The organism is Pseudomonas fluorescens group sp., from assembly GCF_020093335.1.
Taxonomy (GTDB): Bacteria; Pseudomonadota; Gammaproteobacteria; order Pseudomonadales; family Pseudomonadaceae; genus Aquipseudomonas; species Aquipseudomonas petroselini.
The window spans coordinates 51,509-69,053 of sequence record NZ_JAIOKW010000021.1 but is presented as its reverse complement, the minus strand read 5'-3'; the positions used below and the strand labels follow the sequence as shown (position 1 = coordinate 69,053).

Annotated in this window: 13 protein-coding genes; all 13 read right to left on the bottom strand. The window is 59.9% G+C overall.

All coding sequences use genetic code 11. The features are described 5' to 3' along the window. Positions 1-82 precede the first annotated feature (82 nt). The 13 genes from kdsA to rseP all read right to left on the bottom strand — a co-directional run bounded on the left by kdsA (position 83) and on the right by rseP (position 17,517). Entirely contained in the window at positions 83-928 is an 846-nt protein-coding gene (gene kdsA, locus K7431_RS20350; protein ID WP_010212442.1) for a 3-deoxy-8-phosphooctulonate synthase, read from the bottom strand. Positions 929-933: 5 nt separating this feature from the next. Next, positions 934-2,565: a CTP synthase gene (locus K7431_RS20345; protein ID WP_012722609.1), complete on the bottom strand. Its 1,632-nt coding sequence runs from the start codon at positions 2,563-2,565 to the stop codon at positions 934-936. A 273-nt stretch (positions 2,566-2,838) separates the two neighbouring features. After that, entirely contained in the window at positions 2,839-4,158 is a 1,320-nt protein-coding gene (gene tilS / locus K7431_RS20340) for a tRNA lysidine(34) synthetase TilS (protein ID WP_043204906.1), read from the bottom strand. A gap of 163 nt (positions 4,159-4,321) precedes the next feature. After that, complete coding sequence (locus K7431_RS20335; RefSeq protein WP_012722607.1) at positions 4,322-5,269, bottom strand: acetyl-CoA carboxylase carboxyltransferase subunit alpha; 948 nt, start codon at positions 5,267-5,269, stop codon at positions 4,322-4,324. A 129-nt stretch (positions 5,270-5,398) separates the two neighbouring features. Beyond that, positions 5,399-8,920: a DNA polymerase III subunit alpha gene (gene dnaE, locus K7431_RS20330; protein ID WP_012722606.1), complete on the bottom strand. Its 3,522-nt coding sequence runs from the start codon at positions 8,918-8,920 to the stop codon at positions 5,399-5,401. 78 nt (positions 8,921-8,998) lie between these two features. Further along, the gene (rnhB, locus tag K7431_RS20325; RefSeq protein ID WP_043204904.1) at positions 8,999-9,631 is read right to left on the bottom strand and encodes a ribonuclease HII; all 633 of its coding nucleotides are present in this window, start codon (positions 9,629-9,631) and stop codon (positions 8,999-9,001) included. Continuing rightward, positions 9,628-10,767, bottom strand: a complete 1,140-nt coding sequence (gene lpxB / locus K7431_RS20320) for a lipid-A-disaccharide synthase (RefSeq protein ID WP_012722604.1) — start codon at positions 10,765-10,767, stop codon at positions 9,628-9,630. Before lpxB ends, rnhB begins: the two co-directional genes overlap by 4 nt. Positions 10,768-10,769: 2 nt before the next feature. After that, a complete protein-coding gene (gene lpxA / locus K7431_RS20315) occupies positions 10,770-11,546 on the bottom strand; it encodes an acyl-ACP--UDP-N-acetylglucosamine O-acyltransferase (protein ID WP_012722603.1) in 777 nt (258 codons plus the stop codon). After that, positions 11,543-11,983 (bottom strand): 3-hydroxyacyl-ACP dehydratase FabZ, encoded by a 441-nt coding sequence (gene fabZ, locus K7431_RS20310; RefSeq protein ID WP_003172281.1) that lies wholly within the window; start codon positions 11,981-11,983, stop codon positions 11,543-11,545. The genes lpxA and fabZ overlap by 4 nt, the downstream gene beginning before the upstream one ends. A gap of 111 nt (positions 11,984-12,094) precedes the next feature. Further along, positions 12,095-13,150 carry a UDP-3-O-(3-hydroxymyristoyl)glucosamine N-acyltransferase gene (lpxD, locus tag K7431_RS20305; protein WP_012722602.1) on the bottom strand — a complete coding sequence of 352 codons (1,056 nt, stop codon included), beginning with the start codon at positions 13,148-13,150 and terminating at the stop codon, positions 12,095-12,097. A 3-nt stretch (positions 13,151-13,153) separates the two neighbouring features. Further along, positions 13,154-13,657, bottom strand: coding sequence for an OmpH family outer membrane protein (locus K7431_RS20300; RefSeq protein ID WP_003219314.1), 504 nt, complete (start codon positions 13,655-13,657; stop codon positions 13,154-13,156). A gap of 45 nt (positions 13,658-13,702) precedes the next feature. Next, positions 13,703-16,090 carry an outer membrane protein assembly factor BamA gene (bamA, locus tag K7431_RS20295; protein ID WP_012722601.1) on the bottom strand — a complete coding sequence of 796 codons (2,388 nt, stop codon included), beginning with the start codon at positions 16,088-16,090 and terminating at the stop codon, positions 13,703-13,705. 74 nt (positions 16,091-16,164) lie between these two features. Beyond that, the gene (gene rseP / locus K7431_RS20290) at positions 16,165-17,517 is read right to left on the bottom strand and encodes a sigma E protease regulator RseP (RefSeq protein WP_012722600.1); all 1,353 of its coding nucleotides are present in this window, start codon (positions 17,515-17,517) and stop codon (positions 16,165-16,167) included. Positions 17,518-17,545: the final 28 nt, after the last annotated feature.

The window sequence follows — 17,545 nt, the reverse complement described above, 5'->3', positions numbered from 1 at the left end:
ACGGGGCAGGCTTGCAGGCGACAAGGCCCAGGCCCGAGGGCCTGAGCTTTTAGCGTGGGATACTTTACCGGAGAAATGGCGCTTACGCGGTCTCTACCGTCGGAAAACTCTTGACCAGTTCGTCCAACTGCTTGAGCTGGGCCAGGAATGGCTCCAGTTTGTCCAGGCGCAGGGCGCATGGGCCGTCGCATTTGGCGTTGTCCGGGTCCGGGTGGGCTTCTAGGAACAAGCCCGCCAGGGACTGGCTGATGCCCGCCTTGGCCAGGTCCAGCACCTGGGCACGGCGCCCACCAGCGGAATCGGCTCGACCACCCGGCATTTGCAGCGCGTGGGTCACGTCGAAGAACACCGGGTACTCGAACTGTTTCATGATGCCGAAACCGAGCATGTCCACCACGAGGTTGTTGTAGCCGAAGCTCGAACCACGCTCGCAGAGAATCAACTGGTCGTTACCCGCTTCCACGCACTTGTTCAGGATGTGTTTCATCTCCTGGGGTGCGAGGAACTGGGCTTTCTTGATGTTGATCACAGCGCCGGTCTTGGCCATCGCGACGACCAGGTCAGTCTGGCGCGACAGGAAGGCCGGCAACTGGATGATGTCGCACACCTCGGCGACCACGGCAGCCTGTTCAGGCTCGTGGACGTCGGTGATGATCGGCACGCCGAAGGCTTGCTTGATGTCCTGGAAGATCCGCATGCCTTCTTCAAGACCCGGGCCGCGATAGGAGGTCACGGACGAACGGTTGGCCTTGTCGAAGCTGGCCTTGAACACGTAAGGGATACCGAGTTTCTCGGTGACCTTTACGTACTCTTCACAGACCTGCATCGCCATGTCACGGCTTTCCAGCACGTTCATGCCACCGAACAGCACCATGGGCTTGTCGTTGGCAATCTCGATGTCGCCTACGCGAATGATCTTCTGGGCCATCAGGGTTACGCCTTCTTCTGATGTTGCGTCAGTGCTGCTTTGACGAAGCCGCTGAACAACGGGTGACCGTCACGCGGCGTCGAGGTGAACTCAGGGTGGAACTGGCACGCGACGAACCATGGATGATCCGGCGCCTCGACCACTTCCACCAGCGCGCCATCACCGGAGCGACCGGAGATTTTCAGGCCAGCCTCTTTGATTTGCGGCAGCAGGTTGTTGTTCACTTCGTAGCGGTGGCGGTGACGCTCGACGATCACGTCCTTGCCGTAGCAATCGTGAACCAGCGAGCCTTGCTCCAGCAGGCAGTCCTGCGCGCCGAGGCGCATGGTGCCGCCCAGGTCGGAAGCTTCGGTACGGGTCTCGACGGCACCGGTGGCATCTTCCCACTCGGTGATCAGGCCGACGACCGGGTGGCCGCTCTTGCTGTCGAATTCAGTGGAGTTGGCGTCTTTCCAGCCCAGCACGTTACGGGCGAACTCGATAACGGCCACTTGCATGCCCAGGCAGATGCCCAGGTACGGCACCTTGTTCTCGCGAGCGTATTGCACGGCCGTGATCTTGCCTTCCACGCCACGCAGGCCGAAACCGCCAGGCACGAGGATCGCATCAACCCCTTCGAGCAGCGCGGTGCCCTGGTTCTCGATGTCTTCTGAGTCGATGTAGCGCAGGTTGACCTTGGTACGGTTGCTGATACCGGCGTGGCTCATCGCTTCAATCAGCGATTTGTACGCGTCCAGCAGTTCCATGTACTTGCCGACCATGGCGATGGTGACTTCGTGCTCAGGGTTGAGCTTGGCGTCGACCACGGCTTCCCACTCGGACAGGTCCGCGCCATTGCATTGCAGGCCGAAACGCTCGACGACAAAATCGTCCAGGCCTTGCGAGTGCAGGATGCCCGGGATCTTGTAGATGGTGTCGGCGTCTTCCAGCGCGATCACCGCACGTTCTTCAACGTTGGTGAATTGCGCGATCTTGCGACGCGAGGAAATGTCGATCGGGTGATCGGAGCGGCACACCAGCACGTCCGGTTGCAGGCCGATGGAACGCAGTTCCTTGACCGAGTGCTGGGTAGGCTTGGTCTTGGTCTCGCCGGCGGTGGCGATGTACGGTACCAGGGTCAAGTGCATCAGCATCGCGCGCTTGGCGCCGACTTCGAAACGCAACTGGCGGATGGCTTCGAGGAACGGTTGGGACTCGATGTCACCCACGGTGCCACCAATCTCGACCATTGCCACGTCGGCATCGCCGGCACCCTTGATGATGCGGCGCTTGATTTCGTCGGTGATGTGCGGGATCACCTGGATGGTTGCACCCAGGTAGTCACCACGACGCTCTTTGCGCAGCACGTGCTCGTAGACACGGCCGGTGGTGAAGTTGTTGTTCTGGGTCATGGTCGTGCGGATGAACCGCTCGTAGTGGCCCAGGTCCAGGTCGGTTTCGGCGCCGTCGTGGGTGACGAACACTTCACCGTGCTGGAACGGGCTCATGGTGCCCGGGTCAACGTTGATGTACGGGTCCAGCTTGAGCATGGTGACCTTAAGTCCCCGCGCCTCCAGGATGGCCGCCAATGAAGCGGAGGCAATGCCTTTCCCCAATGAAGAAACAACACCGCCCGTGACGAATATGTAGCGCGTCATGAAAAACCCTAGAAGTCTGCGTTAAAGCGGTCCGAGCCGCCGGGGAAAGCGAAGGAAGGCCGAAGCCCCCGATCACCTGCATTAATCACAGTGCACCTTTCAAAAAAACCGCCGCGTGGTGACAGACCAGCAATGAAACACCGGTACGTTGATCGCTACACATTTTTTGGAATCGCCCAGCAAAGACTGCTTGGTAATCGGCAACTGCTGCGATTCAGTCGAATCCACAGAAGTTGTATCAAGAAGGGAGCGTAGTCTACCGGAAAGGCTCTATCAGCTCAAACCTTGATCGCAGGTCTGTGGCATCCAATGTAATTGCCAGTCATGGCTCGGTGCTGGCCAAAGTCCCGCAAGGCTGGGCACACCCAGCAATTGCTCGCCCTGATACAGCAGCGGCAATCTGCCACGGACGAAGCCCGGCAAGCCACTTTCGTTAAGCAGGCGCTTCAAGTCACGTCGACCGCGACCTGGCACTTCGATGATTTCGCCGCCTTGGCGGTAACGAACCTGCAGCGGACCATCAGGCGCCTCACCACTGAGTATCAACTGACCATTGCCGGCTAACTCTAGTGGTTTTTGCGGATCGGGCCAGCTCACCGTTGCGTCGGAAAATTCCGACCCTGTCGAGGGCAGCCACCAGATGCGCTGACCACAACGGTGCAGCTCGCCATCGGCCAGGCGCCACAGGGGCTGTGCATCGTCCTTGGCATCACGTAGGGAATGCCAGCCGGCCCAGTGGTCGCTGTCAGGCAGACGGGTCAGCGGCGTCAGCCAATGGCGCAGGGCATTGCGCTGGCGAGCGTCGGAAAGCTCGCGTAAGGGGGCGAGGGTCAATGACCGCAATCTCAGCCAGGGAAACGCTGACGGCTGGTCGGCGGCCTGCAGGTCCATGACTGCCAACTCGTCAAGCAGGCCCTGGGCTTCGCTCAAGTGCTCAGCGGTGCGGGCCAGGCTTGAGACAGCTTGAGGCCAGCGCTCCGTCAGCGTCGGCAACACCCGGTGACGCAGGTAATTACGGGAAAACCGCGAATCAGCGTTGGAAGGGTCTTCGATCCATTCGAGCTGATGCTCCTCGGCATAGGCTTCCAGCTCTGCCCGCGAGACCTCCAACAAGGGCCGCACCAGATAGCCGGCCGCCAATGGGCGCTGCGCCGGCATCGCCGACAGCCCGCGCACCCCAGCCCCACGCAGCAGGCGGAATAACAGGGTTTCCGCTTGATCGTCGCGATGCTGGCCCGTCAGCAACACCTGCCCTGCCCCGGTCACCTCGATAAAAGCCTGGTAACGCGCGTCACGGGCGGCCCGCTCAAGGCTGGCGCCGGGTTGCACCTGCACGCGCATCACGCGCAGAGGCACACCCAAGTTGTCGCATATCGACTGGCAGTGAGCAGGCCACGCGTCGGCGGCGGTTTGCAGGCCATGGTGGACATGGACAGCGCCGAGGGGCGGCAGGGTGTCGGTGTTGGCCAGATTGGCCAGGAGGTGCAGCAGGACGGTGGAATCAAGGCCACCGGAGAATGCGATGTGCCAGGCCGGGGCGCTGCGCCAGGGGGCCAGGGCTTGCAGGAGCTTGGCGGGCAGGGCTGGCTTCATCAAACATTACCGCCGCAAATCTGGAATACATTGACCAAGCATACACAAAGCAAATGTGGGAGGGGGCTTGCTCCCGATAGCGGTGGGTCAGTCACTGGATACATTGACTGACACTCAGCAATCGGGGGCAAGCCCCCTCCCACATTTTGGTAGTGCGTTGGCCTTAGAGACCGTAGCTCATCAGGCGCTCATAACGACGGGCCAGCAAGGCTTCGTTATCCAGCTTCTTGAGCATCGCCAGTTGCGAAGCCAGCTCACCACGGATAGTTGCGGCAGCGGCAGCCGGGTCGCGGTGTGCGCCACCCAATGGCTCGGCGATGACTTTATCGACGATGCCCAGGCCCTTGAGGCGATCGGCGGTGATCCCCATGGCTTCGGCAGCGTCCGGCGCCTTTTCGGCGGTTTTCCACAGGATCGAAGCGCAACCTTCCGGCGAAATCACCGCGTAGGTCGAATATTGCAGCATGTTCAGTTGGTCGCAAACACCAATGGCCAGGGCGCCGCCGGAACCACCTTCGCCGATTACGGTGGCGATGATCGGGGTTTTCAGGCGTGACATGACGCGCAGGTTCCAGGCGATAGCCTCGCTCTGGTTGCGCTCTTCGGCGTCGATACCTGGGTAGGCACCCGGGGTGTCGATGAAGGTCAGGATCGGCATCTTGAAGCGCTCGGCCATTTCCATCAGGCGGCACGCCTTGCGGTAGCCTTCCGGGCGCGGCATGCCGAAATTACGGCGGACTTTCTCACGCACTTCACGGCCTTTCTGGTGACCAATCACCATCACCGGCTGGTCGTCCAGGCGAGCGATACCGCCCACGATGGCGGCGTCGTCGGAGAAGTGGCGATCGCCATGCAGCTCGTCGAACTCGGTGAAGATGTGCTGAATGTAGTCCAGGGTGTACGGACGGCGCGGGTGGCGGGCCAGGCGCGCGATCTGCCAGCTGGTCAGCTTGCCGAAGATGTCTTCGGTGAGCGTGCTGCTCTTGTCTTGCAGGCGAGCGATCTCATCGCCGATGTTCAGCGAATTGTCATTGCCGACCAGGCGCAGTTCTTCGATCTTGGCTTGCAGGTCAGCGATCGGCTGTTCGAAATCAAGAAAATTCGGGTTCATAAGCGTCCGTCTTGGGTCGACGGCCAGGGCGTGCCTGGCCAGCCGGTTGTCTATTCGCGCCCTACCTTAAGGGAGAGGCGCGTTTAGGTCGAGATTAAATGTTTAGTCGAGATCAGACACATCTGACCGTCAACGGTATTGGAGGAAGACGTTGTCTCGCCCGAACTGGTCACGCAAAGCTTGAATCAAGCCGTCAGCGGGATCAATTCGCCAGCTCTCGCCGAACTGCAACATGGCCTTGGCGTCATTGCCGGTGTACTCCATGGTCACCGGGCACGCGCCACGGTGGCGTTTGAGCAGGTCGCCCAACCAGCGTAGCTGATCGCCCTTGAGCGCTTCGGTTTTCACCTTCAAACGCAGGCTTTCGGCCAAATTGGTGCGCGCATCTTCCATGCTCATCACCCGTTTGATGCGCAGGCGCAGGCCGCCGGAGAAGTCATCGTTGCTGACCTCCCCTTCCACCACCACCATCGCGTCGGTCTGCAGCAGCGACTGCGCGGAGTGGAACGCGTCGGCAAACAGCGACGCTTCGATACGGCCCGAACGGTCGTCGAGGGTGATAAAGCCCATCTTGTCGCCCTTTTTATTCTTCATCACCCGCAGGGCGATGATCATGCCGGCAACGGTCTGAGTGTCCCGCGCCGGCTTCAGGTCGATGATGCGTTGACGGGCGAACCGGCGGATTTCCCCTTCGTATTCGTCAATCGGGTGACCGGTGAGGTACAGGCCCAAGGTGTCTTTCTCGCCCTTGAGGCGTTCCTTGAGGGTCAGGTCCTTGGCCTTGCGATGGTTGCCGTATACGTCCGCATCTTCTTCGACGAACAAACCGCCAAACAGGTCGGCGTGGCCGCTGTCGTGGGTTCGGGCGGTTTGCTCGGCGGCCTTGATCGCTTCTTCCATGGCGGCGAGCAGCACTGCGCGGTTACGGTCGATATTCGCCTGGTAAGCCTTGGGCTCATCATGGAAATACGGACCGAGACGGTCGAGTGCGCCGCTGCGGATCAGGCCATCGAGTGTCCGCTTGTTGATGCGTTTGAGGTCAACCCGCGCGCAGAAGTCGAACAGGTCCTTGAACGGCCCGTCCTGACGCGCTTCGGTGATGGCTTCCACCGGGCCTTCGCCCACGCCTTTGATCGCACCCAGACCGTAAATGATGCGGCCTTCGTCGTTCACGGTGAACTTGAACTCCGAGGCGTTCACGTCCGGCGCGTCGAGGCGCAGCTTCATGGTGCGCACTTCCTCGATCAAGGTCACGACCTTGTCGGTGTTGTGCATATCCGCCGAGAGTACCGCGGCCATGAACGGCGCCGGGTAGTGGGCTTTCAGCCAGGCGGTCTGGTACGACACCAGGCCGTAGGCGGCGGAGTGGGATTTGTTAAAACCATAACCGGCGAATTTTTCTACCAGGTCGAAGATGTTACCCGCAAGATCGGCGTCGATATTGTTGGTCGCGCAACCTTCGATGAAACCGCCACGTTGCTTGGCCATTTCCTCGGGTTTTTTCTTACCCATGGCGCGACGCAGCATGTCCGCACCGCCCAGGGTATAACCGGCCATCACCTGGGCGATCTGCATCACCTGTTCCTGATACAGGATGATGCCGTAGGTCGGCGCCAGTACCGGCTTGAGACCTTCGTACTGGTAGTCCGAGTGCGGGTAGGCCAGTTCCGCGCGACCGTGCTTACGGTTGATGAAGTCATCCACCATGCCCGATTGCAGCGGGCCCGGACGGAACAGGGCCACCAGTGCGATCAAGTCTTCCAGGCAGTCGGGCTTGAGCTTTTTGATCAGCTCTTTCATACCCCGTGATTCAAGCTGGAACACAGCCGTGGTTTCGGCTTTTTGCAGCAGGCTGTAGGTTGGCTTGTCGTCCAGCGGGATAAACGCGATATCCAGCGGCTCTTCATTGACCTTGGCGCGGTCACGGTTGATGGTCTTGAGCGCCCAGTCGATGATCGTCAGGGTCCGCAGGCCGAGGAAGTCGAACTTCACCAGGCCGGCCGCCTCCACGTCGTCTTTGTCGAACTGGGTAACCAGGCCACCGCCCTCTTCGTCGCAATAGATCGGCGAAAAGTCCGTGAGCTTGGTCGGCGCAATAACCACGCCACCGGCGTGTTTACCGACGTTACGCACCACACCTTCGAGCTTGCGCGCCATGTCCCAGATTTCGGCGGCTTCTTCATCGACCTTGATAAAGTCGCGCAGAATTTCTTCCTGCTCGTAGGCTTTCTCCAGGGTCATGCCGACTTCGAACGGGATCATCTTCGACAGGCGATCCGCCAGGCCGTAGGACTTGCCCTGCACCCGCGCTACGTCGCGGATTACAGCCTTGGCCGCCATGGAACCGAAGGTGATGATCTGGCTGACCGCGTTGCGGCCATATTTCTCGGCCACGTATTCGATCACGCGGTCACGGCCGTCCATGCAGAAGTCGACGTCGAAGTCGGGCATGGAGACCCGTTCCGGGTTCAGGAACCGTTCGAACAGCAGGTCATATTCCAGCGGGTCAAGGTCGGTGATCTTCTGCACATAGGCGACCAGCGAGCCGGCACCTGACCCCCGGCCCGGACCAACCGGTACGCCGTTGCTTTTGGCCCACTGGATAAAGTCCATTACGATCAGGAAGTAGCCGGGGAATCCCATCTGGATGATGATATCCAGCTCGAAATTCAGCCGGTCGACATAAACCTGGCGCTTGGCGTCGTAATCCTCGGTGGTGTCCTTGGGCAGCAGGACAGACAAACGCTCTTCCAGGCCATCGAACGAGACCTTGCGGAAGTACTCATCGATGGTCATGCCATCGGGAATCGGGAAGTTGGGTAGGAAGTGCTTGCCCAACTTGACCTCGATGTTGCAGCGCTTGGCGATCTCGACCGAGTTTTCCAGGGCCTCGGGCAGGTCGCTGAACAGCTCGGCCATCTCGTCGGCGCTTTTGAGGTATTGCTCCTCGCTGTAGTTCTTCGAGCGACGCGGGTCATCCAGGGCCCGGCCTTCGCCGATGCACACGCGGGTTTCGTGGGCTTCGAAGTCTTCCTTCTTGATGAAGCGCACATCGTTGGTCGCCACCAGCGGCGCGCCCAGCTTGTCGGCCAGGGCTACCGCGGCGTGCAGGTGTTCTTCGTCGTTGGGGCGATTGGTGCGCTGGATTTCCAGGTAGAAACGGTCCGGGAAGACCTGCATCCATTCACGCGCCAGCACTTCGGCTTCCTGCGGGTTGCCGCCCAGTAGCGCGATACCGATCTCGCCCTCTTTGGCGGCCGACAGCATGATCAGGCCTTCGTTGGCCTCGGCGACCCATTCACGCTCGATGATGATCGAGCCATTGCGCTGGCCGTCGATGAAACCCCGGGAAATCAGTTCGGTGAGGTTGCGATAGCCCACGCCGTTCATCGCCAACAGGCTGATGCGGCTCAGGGGGTTATCCGGGTCTTTGTTGGACAGCCACAGGTCGGCGCCACAGATCGGCTTGATGCCGGCGCCCATGGCGTTCTTGTAGAACTTGACCAGGGAACACATGTTGTTCTGATCGGTAACCGCGACCGCAGGCATGTTCATGCCCACCAGGGTTTTGACCAGCGGTTTGATCCGTACCAGGCCGTCGACCAGGGAGTATTCAGTGTGCAGGCGTAGGTGAACGAATGAAGCCGGCATAGTGATCCTGTCTAGAAACTTAGAAACAACAAGGCCCGGGATTGTACCGGGCCTTGAGCAAAACATCAGCCTACGCGACTACACCTCGCTGAGGCTCTCGCGCAGCTCGTAGGCCTCGCGCACAGGGGCGAACGAGCGGCGGTGGATCGGCGTCGGGCCAAGGCGAGCCAGGGCTTCCAGATGAACGGGCGTCGGGTAGCCTTTATGACCGCCCATGCCGTAGCCGGGGTAGATCAATTCGAACGCGGCCATTTCCCGGTCACGGCTGACTTTGGCCAGGATCGAGGCAGCGGCGATGGCCGGCACCTTGCTATCTCCCTTGACCACCGCTTCGGAAGGCATGGCCAGCTTGGGGCAGCGGTTGCCGTCGATCATCGCCATTTTCGGGGTGATGTGCAGCCCCTCGACCGCACGCTGCATGGCCAGCATGGTGGCGTGCAGAATGTTCAGTTCGTCGATTTCTTCGACTTCGGCCCGGGCGATATGCCAGCTCAGTGCTTTCTCACAGATCTCGTCGTAGAGCTTTTCGCGGCGTGCTTCAGTGAGCTTCTTCGAGTCGTTGAGGCCGAGGATCGGACGGTTCGGATCAAGAATCACCGCCGCCGTGACCACCGCACCACACAAAGGCCCGCGCCCTACTTCGTCAACACCGGCCACCAGCTCGTGGGCTTGGGCAACCAGGCTGAAATCCAGGCCCATTTGCGTCTTCATAAGGCTTCCTGTTTCTGGCCGATCAAGCTCAACACGGCGTCGGCCGCCTGGTTCGACGCATCACGACGCAGGGTGCGGTGGATGTCGTCGAAACCACGGGTCTGCTCTTCGCCACCGTCGATCAAGGGTAGTAGGGTTTGCGCGAGGGCCTCCGGCGTTGCATCGTCCTGCAACAACTCCGGCACCAACAGGCGTTGGGCCAGCAGGTTGGGCAAGGAGATGTAGGGGCTTTTGACCATGCGCTTGAGAATCCAGAAAGTCAGCGGCGCCAGGCGGTAGGCCACGACCATCGGGCGCTTGTACAGCAAGGCCTCGAGGGTGGCCGTGCCCGAAGCGATCAGTACCGCATCGCAGGCCGCCAGGGCCAGGTGCGACTGGCCATCGAGCAAGGTCAACGGCAGGTTGCGACCTTCCAGCAGTGTTTCGATCTGCACACGACGTTGCGGGCTGGCGCAGGGCAGCACGAAACGTACGCCTGGCTTCAGCGCCTGCAGACGCTCGGCGGCGTCGAAAAACACCGAAGCCAGGCGGCCGACTTCACCGCCACGGCTGCCTGGCATCAACGCTACCAACGGGCCGTCTGGCAAGCCCAGCTCGGCACGTGCTGCCGTGCGGTCAGCCTGCAAGGGAATGGTGTCGGCCAGGGTATGCCCGACAAACCGTACCGGCACGCCCTTTTCTTCATAGAACCGGGCTTCGAACGGCAGCAGGGTCAGCATCAGGTCGCAGCCCTCACGGATCTTGAGCACGCGCTTCTGCCGCCACGCCCAAACGGAGGGGCTGACGTAGTGCACGGTCTTGATGCCGGCCTGACGCAACTTGAGTTCGAGAGTGAGGGTGAAGTCCGGCGCGTCGATCCCGATGAACACATCAGGCTTTTCTTCGATCAGGGTCTGGATCAGCAGCTTGCGACGCGCCAACAGTTCGCGCAGGCGCCCCAGCACCTCAACCAACCCCATGACCGACAAGCGCTCCATGGGGAAGTAGGACGTAAGCCCTTCAGCCTGCATCAGCGGGCCGCCGACACCGATAAATTGCACCGCCGGATGCTGGGCCTTGAGGGCCCGCATAAGACCTGCGCCCAGAATGTCGCCGGAAGCTTCCCCGGCCACCAGCGCGATACGCAGATTAGCCATGATTAGCGGGTGATGCCGCGAGTCGACGCCTGGATCGAGTCACGGAACACCGCGACTTCCGGGAACAACGCTGCCGGCTCGAGCAGTTGGGTCAATGCCTGGTCAACCGTGAGCCCTTGGCGGTAAACCACCTTGTAGGCGCGGCGCAGGGCGTGGATGGCTTCTTCGCTGAAACCGCGACGGCGCATGCCTTCGAAGTTCATGCTGCGGGCTTCGGCCGGGTTGCCGAATACCGTGACGAACGCCGGAACATCCTTACCGATAGCGGTGCCCATGCCGGAAAAGCTGTGGGCGCCGATATGGCAATACTGATGCACCAGGGTGAATCCGGACAGGATCGCCCAATCGTCAACGTGCACATGGCCCGCCAACGCGGTGTTGTTGACCAGGATGCAGTGGTTGCCGATGACGCTGTCGTGGCCGATATGGGCATAGGCCATGACCAGGTTGTGATCACCCAGCGTGGTTTCGGCCCGATCCTGCACGGTACCACGGTGAATGGTCACGCCTTCACGGATGATGTTGTGATCACCGATTACCAGGCGCGTCTCTTCACCCTTGTACTTCATGTCCGGGGTGTCTTCGCCTACCGAGGAGAACTGGTAGATGCGATTGTGTTTGCCAATGCGGGTCGGACCTTTGAGGATCACGTGCGGCCCGATGACAGTCCCCTCGCCGATTTCCACACCTGCGCCGATGATCGACCAAGGGCCGACCTCAACGTCGGCGGCCAGTACGGCCGACGGATCGATGATTGCGCGAGGGTCAATCAAACTCATAGTTTGCGTTCCGCGCAGATGATCTCAGCGGAGCACACCGGCTTGCCGTCCACCGAGGCCTGGCATTCGAACTTCCAGATCTGGCGCTTGCAGCTGATGAACTTGGCTTCCAGGATCAGCTGGTCACCCGGGGTAACCGGATTGCGGAAACGCAACTTGTCGGAGCCCACGAAATAGTAAAGCGTGCCGTCGGCAGGCTTGAGGTCAAGCATTTTGAAACCAAGGATACCGGCAGCCTGGGCCATCGCTTCGATGATCAACACGCCCGGCATGATGGGGTGTGCAGGAAAGTGACCATTGAAGAACGGTTCGTTGATGCTGACATTCTTGTAGGCACGAATGCGCTTTTCCTCGACATTGAGGTCCACTACGCGGTCCACCAGCAGGAACGGGTAACGGTGAGGCAGGTATTCGCGAATCTCGTTGATGTCCATCATTTCGGGGGGAAGCCTGTAATAAAGATTGGGGGCGGGCGAACTAAACGCACGCCCCGCTAGCAAATCAAGGAGGCAGTCTAGCGGCTGTGCACACTTGATATGGAAATGGTATCAGCCTTCTGATGAAGCATTACCGCCAGGGGTCACGTCCCCAACACGCTTTTCCAGCTGTTTGAGACGCCGAGCCATGTCGTCGAGCTGCCTCAACCGCGCTGCACTCTTGCGCCATTCAGCCGCAGGCTGCATGGCGGTACCGGAAGAATAGGCACCTGGCTCGGTAATCGAGTGGGTCACCATGGTCATCCCGGTGATGAAGACGTTGTCGCAAATATCAATATGCCCCACCAGCCCTACGCCACCGGCGAGCATGCAATGCTTACCAATTTTGGTACTGCCGGAGATGCCCACGCACGCGGCCATGGCGGTGTGATCGCCAATCTGCACGTTGTGGGCGATCTGGATCTGGTTGTCGAGCTTCACGCCGTTACCGATCACGGTATCGGCCAGGGCCCCGCGATCGACAGCGGTGTTCACGCCAATTTCCACGTCGTCGCCGATCAATACGCCGCCGACCTGGGCAATTTTGTTCCAGATGCCCTTGGCGTTGGCAAAGCCAAAGCCTTCACCGCCGATCACGGCACCCGACTGGATGACCACCCGCTCACCGATACGCACATCGTGGTACAGGGTCACGCGCGGCGCCAGCCAACCGTCGGCGCCGATCTCGCAGCGCGCACCGATAAAGCAATGGGCCCCAACGGTGACACCCGCCGCAATGCGCGCGCCGCTCTCGACCACCGCAAAGGCACCGATGCTGGCCGCTGGGTCAACCTGGGCATCATCGGCGATCACCGCAGACGGATGAACACCGGCCGCTGCCTTGGGCTTAGGATCGAACAGGTGCGACACCCGGGCATACGCCAGGTACGGGTCAGCCACCACCAGCGCATCCCCGGCAAACCCTTCGGCGTCAGCCGCTTTCAGCAACACGGCGGCGGCTTGGCTGTCGACCAGGTATTTACGGTATTGGGGGTTTGCGAGGAAGCTCAACTGAGCTGGGCCAGCCTCCTGCAAGGTGGCTAGCCCAGTGATTTCCTTCTCCGGAGAGCCACGCAAGGTGGCCCCCAGGAACTCGGCCAACTCGCCGAGCTTGATAGTCGCGGTCATGGCTTACTTCAGCTGGTTCATGCGCTCGATCACCTGGCGGGTGATGTCGTATTGAGGCTTGACGTCGATTACCGCGCCACGCTCGAACACCAGGTCAAAGGCACCTTTCTTGATGACTTCTTCCACAGCGCTGTCGAGTTTCGGCTTCAACTGTTTCAGCATTTCACGGTCAGCAACCGCTTTGGCTTCGTTCAGCTCTTTGGACTGGAACTGGTAGTCACGGGCCTTTTGCTTGAACTCAAGCTCCAGACGCTCGCGCTCGCCTTGTTGCATCTTGTCGCCACCGGCTACCAGGCGGTCCTGGATGCCCTTGGCGCTGCTTTCCAGAGTCTTGAGCTTGGTCAGTTGCGGACCGAATTTTTTCTCGGCATCCACGGCGTACTTCTTGGCCGCGTCCGATTCCAGCAGGGCCATCTGATAGTTCAGGACGGCGATTTTCATTTCGGCGAAGGCCGGGGTCGCTACCAGCACGGTTGCCAGCAGAACCAATTGAGTCAACTTACGCACGATGCACTCCTACAGAATCCGTTGTCGTTATCTTGGGTCAGACGCTTAGAACGTCTGGCCGAGGGAGAATTGGAAAATCTGGGTTTCAGCGTTGTCCGGTTTCTTGATCGGCATGGCCAGAGCAAAGCTCAATGGGCCAAGTGCAGTCACCCAAGTCACACCCACACCCACGGAGCTTGCCAGGTTGCTGAGGCTCACGTCGTTGCACTGAGTGTTGGACTTCACGCCACTCGGGTTTTTGATCTGCTCGCACTTGGAATCGAACACGTTACCCACGTCCCAGAAGACCGACGTACGCAGTGAACGCTGATCTTTCACGAACGGCAGTGGGAACAGGATTTCCGCGCCACCCTGGATCAAGACGTTACCACCGAACGGCAGCGGGTCGTTGTCGGAGTCGGCCACAGTGCCTTGGTTACCGGTCACACCCACACCACGGCTTGGCGTACCACGCGGACCCAAGGTGCTGTCCTTGAAGCCACGTACCGAGTTGAAACCACCAGCATAGTAGTTTTCATAGAACGGCAAGCCATTGGTAGAACCATAACCATCGCCATAGCCCAGCTCAGTGTGCAGGCGCATGGTGTAGTTGTCGCTCAATGGCTGGAACAGCTGGCCACGGTAGTCGAGTTTGAAGAACGACAGGTCGCTGCCCGGCGTGGTGGTTTCCAGGGTCAGGCTCTGGGAGTGGCCACGGGTCGCCAGTACGCCTTTGTTCAGGGTCGACTCGGACCAGCCGGCAGACGCCTTGAAGTTCAGGAACTTGTCGCCTTCGCGACGGGTAAAGTCGAAGATCTCGTCCACGGTGTACACACCGGTCTTGATCTCATCCTGCTGCGCGGTCAGGCCGAAGGTCAGACGCGAGGTCTCACTGATCGGGTAACCCACGTTGACACCGGCACCGAGGCTGTCGATTGCGTAGCTTGCTACGTCAACGTCGAGGTCTTTGTAGTCGGTGGTGCGGTAGAAGGCGTTGTAGCCCAGGCTAACACCGTCGGCAGTCCAGTAAGGGTCGGTATAACTGAAGTTATATCGGCTCTGGTATTCGCTTCGGGTCAGGCCGATGGACACTCGGTTACCGGTACCGAGGAAGTTGTTCTGGGTGATCGAACCACCAAGGATCAAACCGGCACTCTGTGCGAAGCCGACGCTCGCGGTGATGGAGCCCGACGCTTGTTCTTCAACGGCGTAGTTCACGTCAACCTGGTCATCCACGCCCGGTACGGCCGGGGTTTCGACGTTGACTTCCTTGAAGAAGCCCAGGCGCTCAAGACGGGTCTTGGACTGGTCGATCAGGTAAGTCGACGCCCAGCCACCTTCCATCTGGCGCATTTCACGACGCAGCACTTCGTCCGCAGACTTGGTGTTGCCACGGAAGTTGATACGGTTCACGTAGGCACGCTTGCCTGGATCGACGACGAAGGTGATGTCCACAGTGTGGTCATCATCATGCGGGGTCGGCACACCGTTGACGTTGGCGAAGGTATAGCCTTCGTTACCCAGGCGACGGGTGATCAGTTCGGACGTGGTGGTCATCAGCTTGCGCGAGAACACTTGGTCTTTCTGCACCAGCAGCAGCGCCTTGACCTGGTCTTCAGGCACTTTCAGGTCGCCGCTCAGCTTCACGTCACGAACCTTGTACTTCTCGCCTTCGTTCACGTTGACAGTGATGTAGACGTGTTTCTTGTCCGGGGTGATGGACACCTGGGTCGAAGCGATATCCATGTTGATATAGCCACGGTCCAGGTAGTAGGAACGCAGGCGTTCCAGGTCACCGGAAAGTTTTTCACGGGCGTACTTGTCATCGTTCTTGAAGAACGACAGCCAGTTGGTGGTCTTGAGTTCGAACAGGTCGATCAGGTCTTCATCAGCAAACTTGGTATTGCCCACCACGTTGATGTGCTGAATCGCGGCCACGGTGCCTTCGTTGATGTTGACCTTGAGGCCAACACGGTTGCGCGGCTGCGGCACCACTTCCGTTTCCACGGTCGCGGAGTAGCGGCCCTGGGCAACGTACTGGCGTTGCAGTTCGTTACGCACACCTTCAAGGGTGGCACGCTGGAAGATCTCGCCCTCGGCCAGGCCGGATTGCTTGAGGCCCTTCATCAGGTCTTCAGTCGAGATCGCCTTGTTGCCTTCGATCTCGATACTGGCGACGGAGGGTCGCTCGACGACGGTGATGACCAGGACGTTGCCTTCGCGACCCAGTTGGATGTCTTGAAAGAAACCGGTTTTGAACAACGCACGAGTGGATTCCACCAGGCGACGGTCATCAGCCTGTTCCCCAACGTTCAACGGCAAGGCACCAAAGACGCTACCCGCGGAAACCCGCTGGAGGCCGTTGACGCGAATATCGGAGATGGTGAAGGACTCGGCGTGAACTTCGGCGATCATCAATACGGTGAGAACCGCAGTTAGCAGCAGACGTTTCATGAAGTCCTTTCTTATTCCAACTGGCAATAAACAAACTGCCGCAAAATGCGGCAGATTCGCAATTCAGCGAAGCGTTACAGTCGACCCAGATCGTTGACCAAGGCTAATAACATCACCCCGACCACCAAACTGATACCGATCTGTATCCCCCAACCCTGCACCCGATCCGACAAGGGGCGACCACGCGCCCACTCGACCAGATAAAACAACAGATGCCCCCCATCCAATACCGGAATGGGCAGCAAATTCAGAACACCCAGGCTGATACTCAGATAAGCCAGGAAATTCAGGAAATCCGCGACACCCGACTGGGCAGAAGCGCCCGCCACTTTAGCAATGGTTATCGGCCCACTCAAGTTTTTTACCGAGAGCTCGCCGAACAACATTTTCTTGAGCGATTCGAGGGTCAGTACACTCATGGTCCAAGTGCGTTTTGCACCCTCGCCAATGGCAGCCAACGGCCCGAAGCTGACTTCGCGCACCATCGATGGCGGCCAATCGACACCTTTGACCCCAGCCCCCAGGTAACCCCCGGCCGCCTTGGCTTCCCCGCGAACCGACAGCGTCACAGGGACGTCGATTTGAGCACCATCGCGCTCAACTTTCAGCACAATTTTGGTTTCAGGACGTACACGCACCAAGTCAACCACTTGCTGCCAGTCACCCAGCGACTGGCCATCGAGGGCCAACAAGCGGTCGCCCGTTTTCAGGCCTGCAGCCTGGGCCGGGCCTTTCGGGTCCAGCTCCGCGAGCACCGGCGGCAAGGCCGGACGCCAGGGCCGTATGCCCAGAGACTTGATCGGATCAGGCTCATCAGCCCCCTTGAGCCAGTGGTCAAGAGCCAGCTCGCGCGGGGTTTCGGTGGTGGAATCCTGCTCGCGCACCACCACGTTGACGGTGCCGCTTTCACCCAGGCGACGCACCAACTGCAAATTGACCGCGCCCCACCCCGTGGTGGGTTCGCCATCAATGGAAACAATTTCTTGCCCAGCAACCAACCCAGCCTTGGCGGCGATACTGTCCGACTCGACCGCGCCGATGACCGGACGCACCTGCTGGCTGCCCAGCATGGCCAAGACCCAGAAGAACACCATCGCCAACAGGAAGTTGGCGATCGGACCGGCGGCAACAATGGCGATACGCTGACGAACGGTCTTGCGATTGAAAGATTGGTCCAGTTGGTCTGCCGGCACTTCACCTTCGCGCTCATCGAGCATCTTGACGTAGCCACCCAACGGGATAGCCGCGATCACGAACTCGGTGCCACGGCGGTCGTGCCAGCGCAACAGCGGCATGCCGAAACCGACGGAAAAGCGCAATACCTTGACGCCGCAACGACGCGCCACCCAGAAGTGGCCGAATTCGTGGAAGGTAACCAGCACACCCAGAGCAACCAGGGTGCCGACAATCATGTAAAGCGCACTCATCTAAGTTCTCCGCATTCCTATCCAGTGC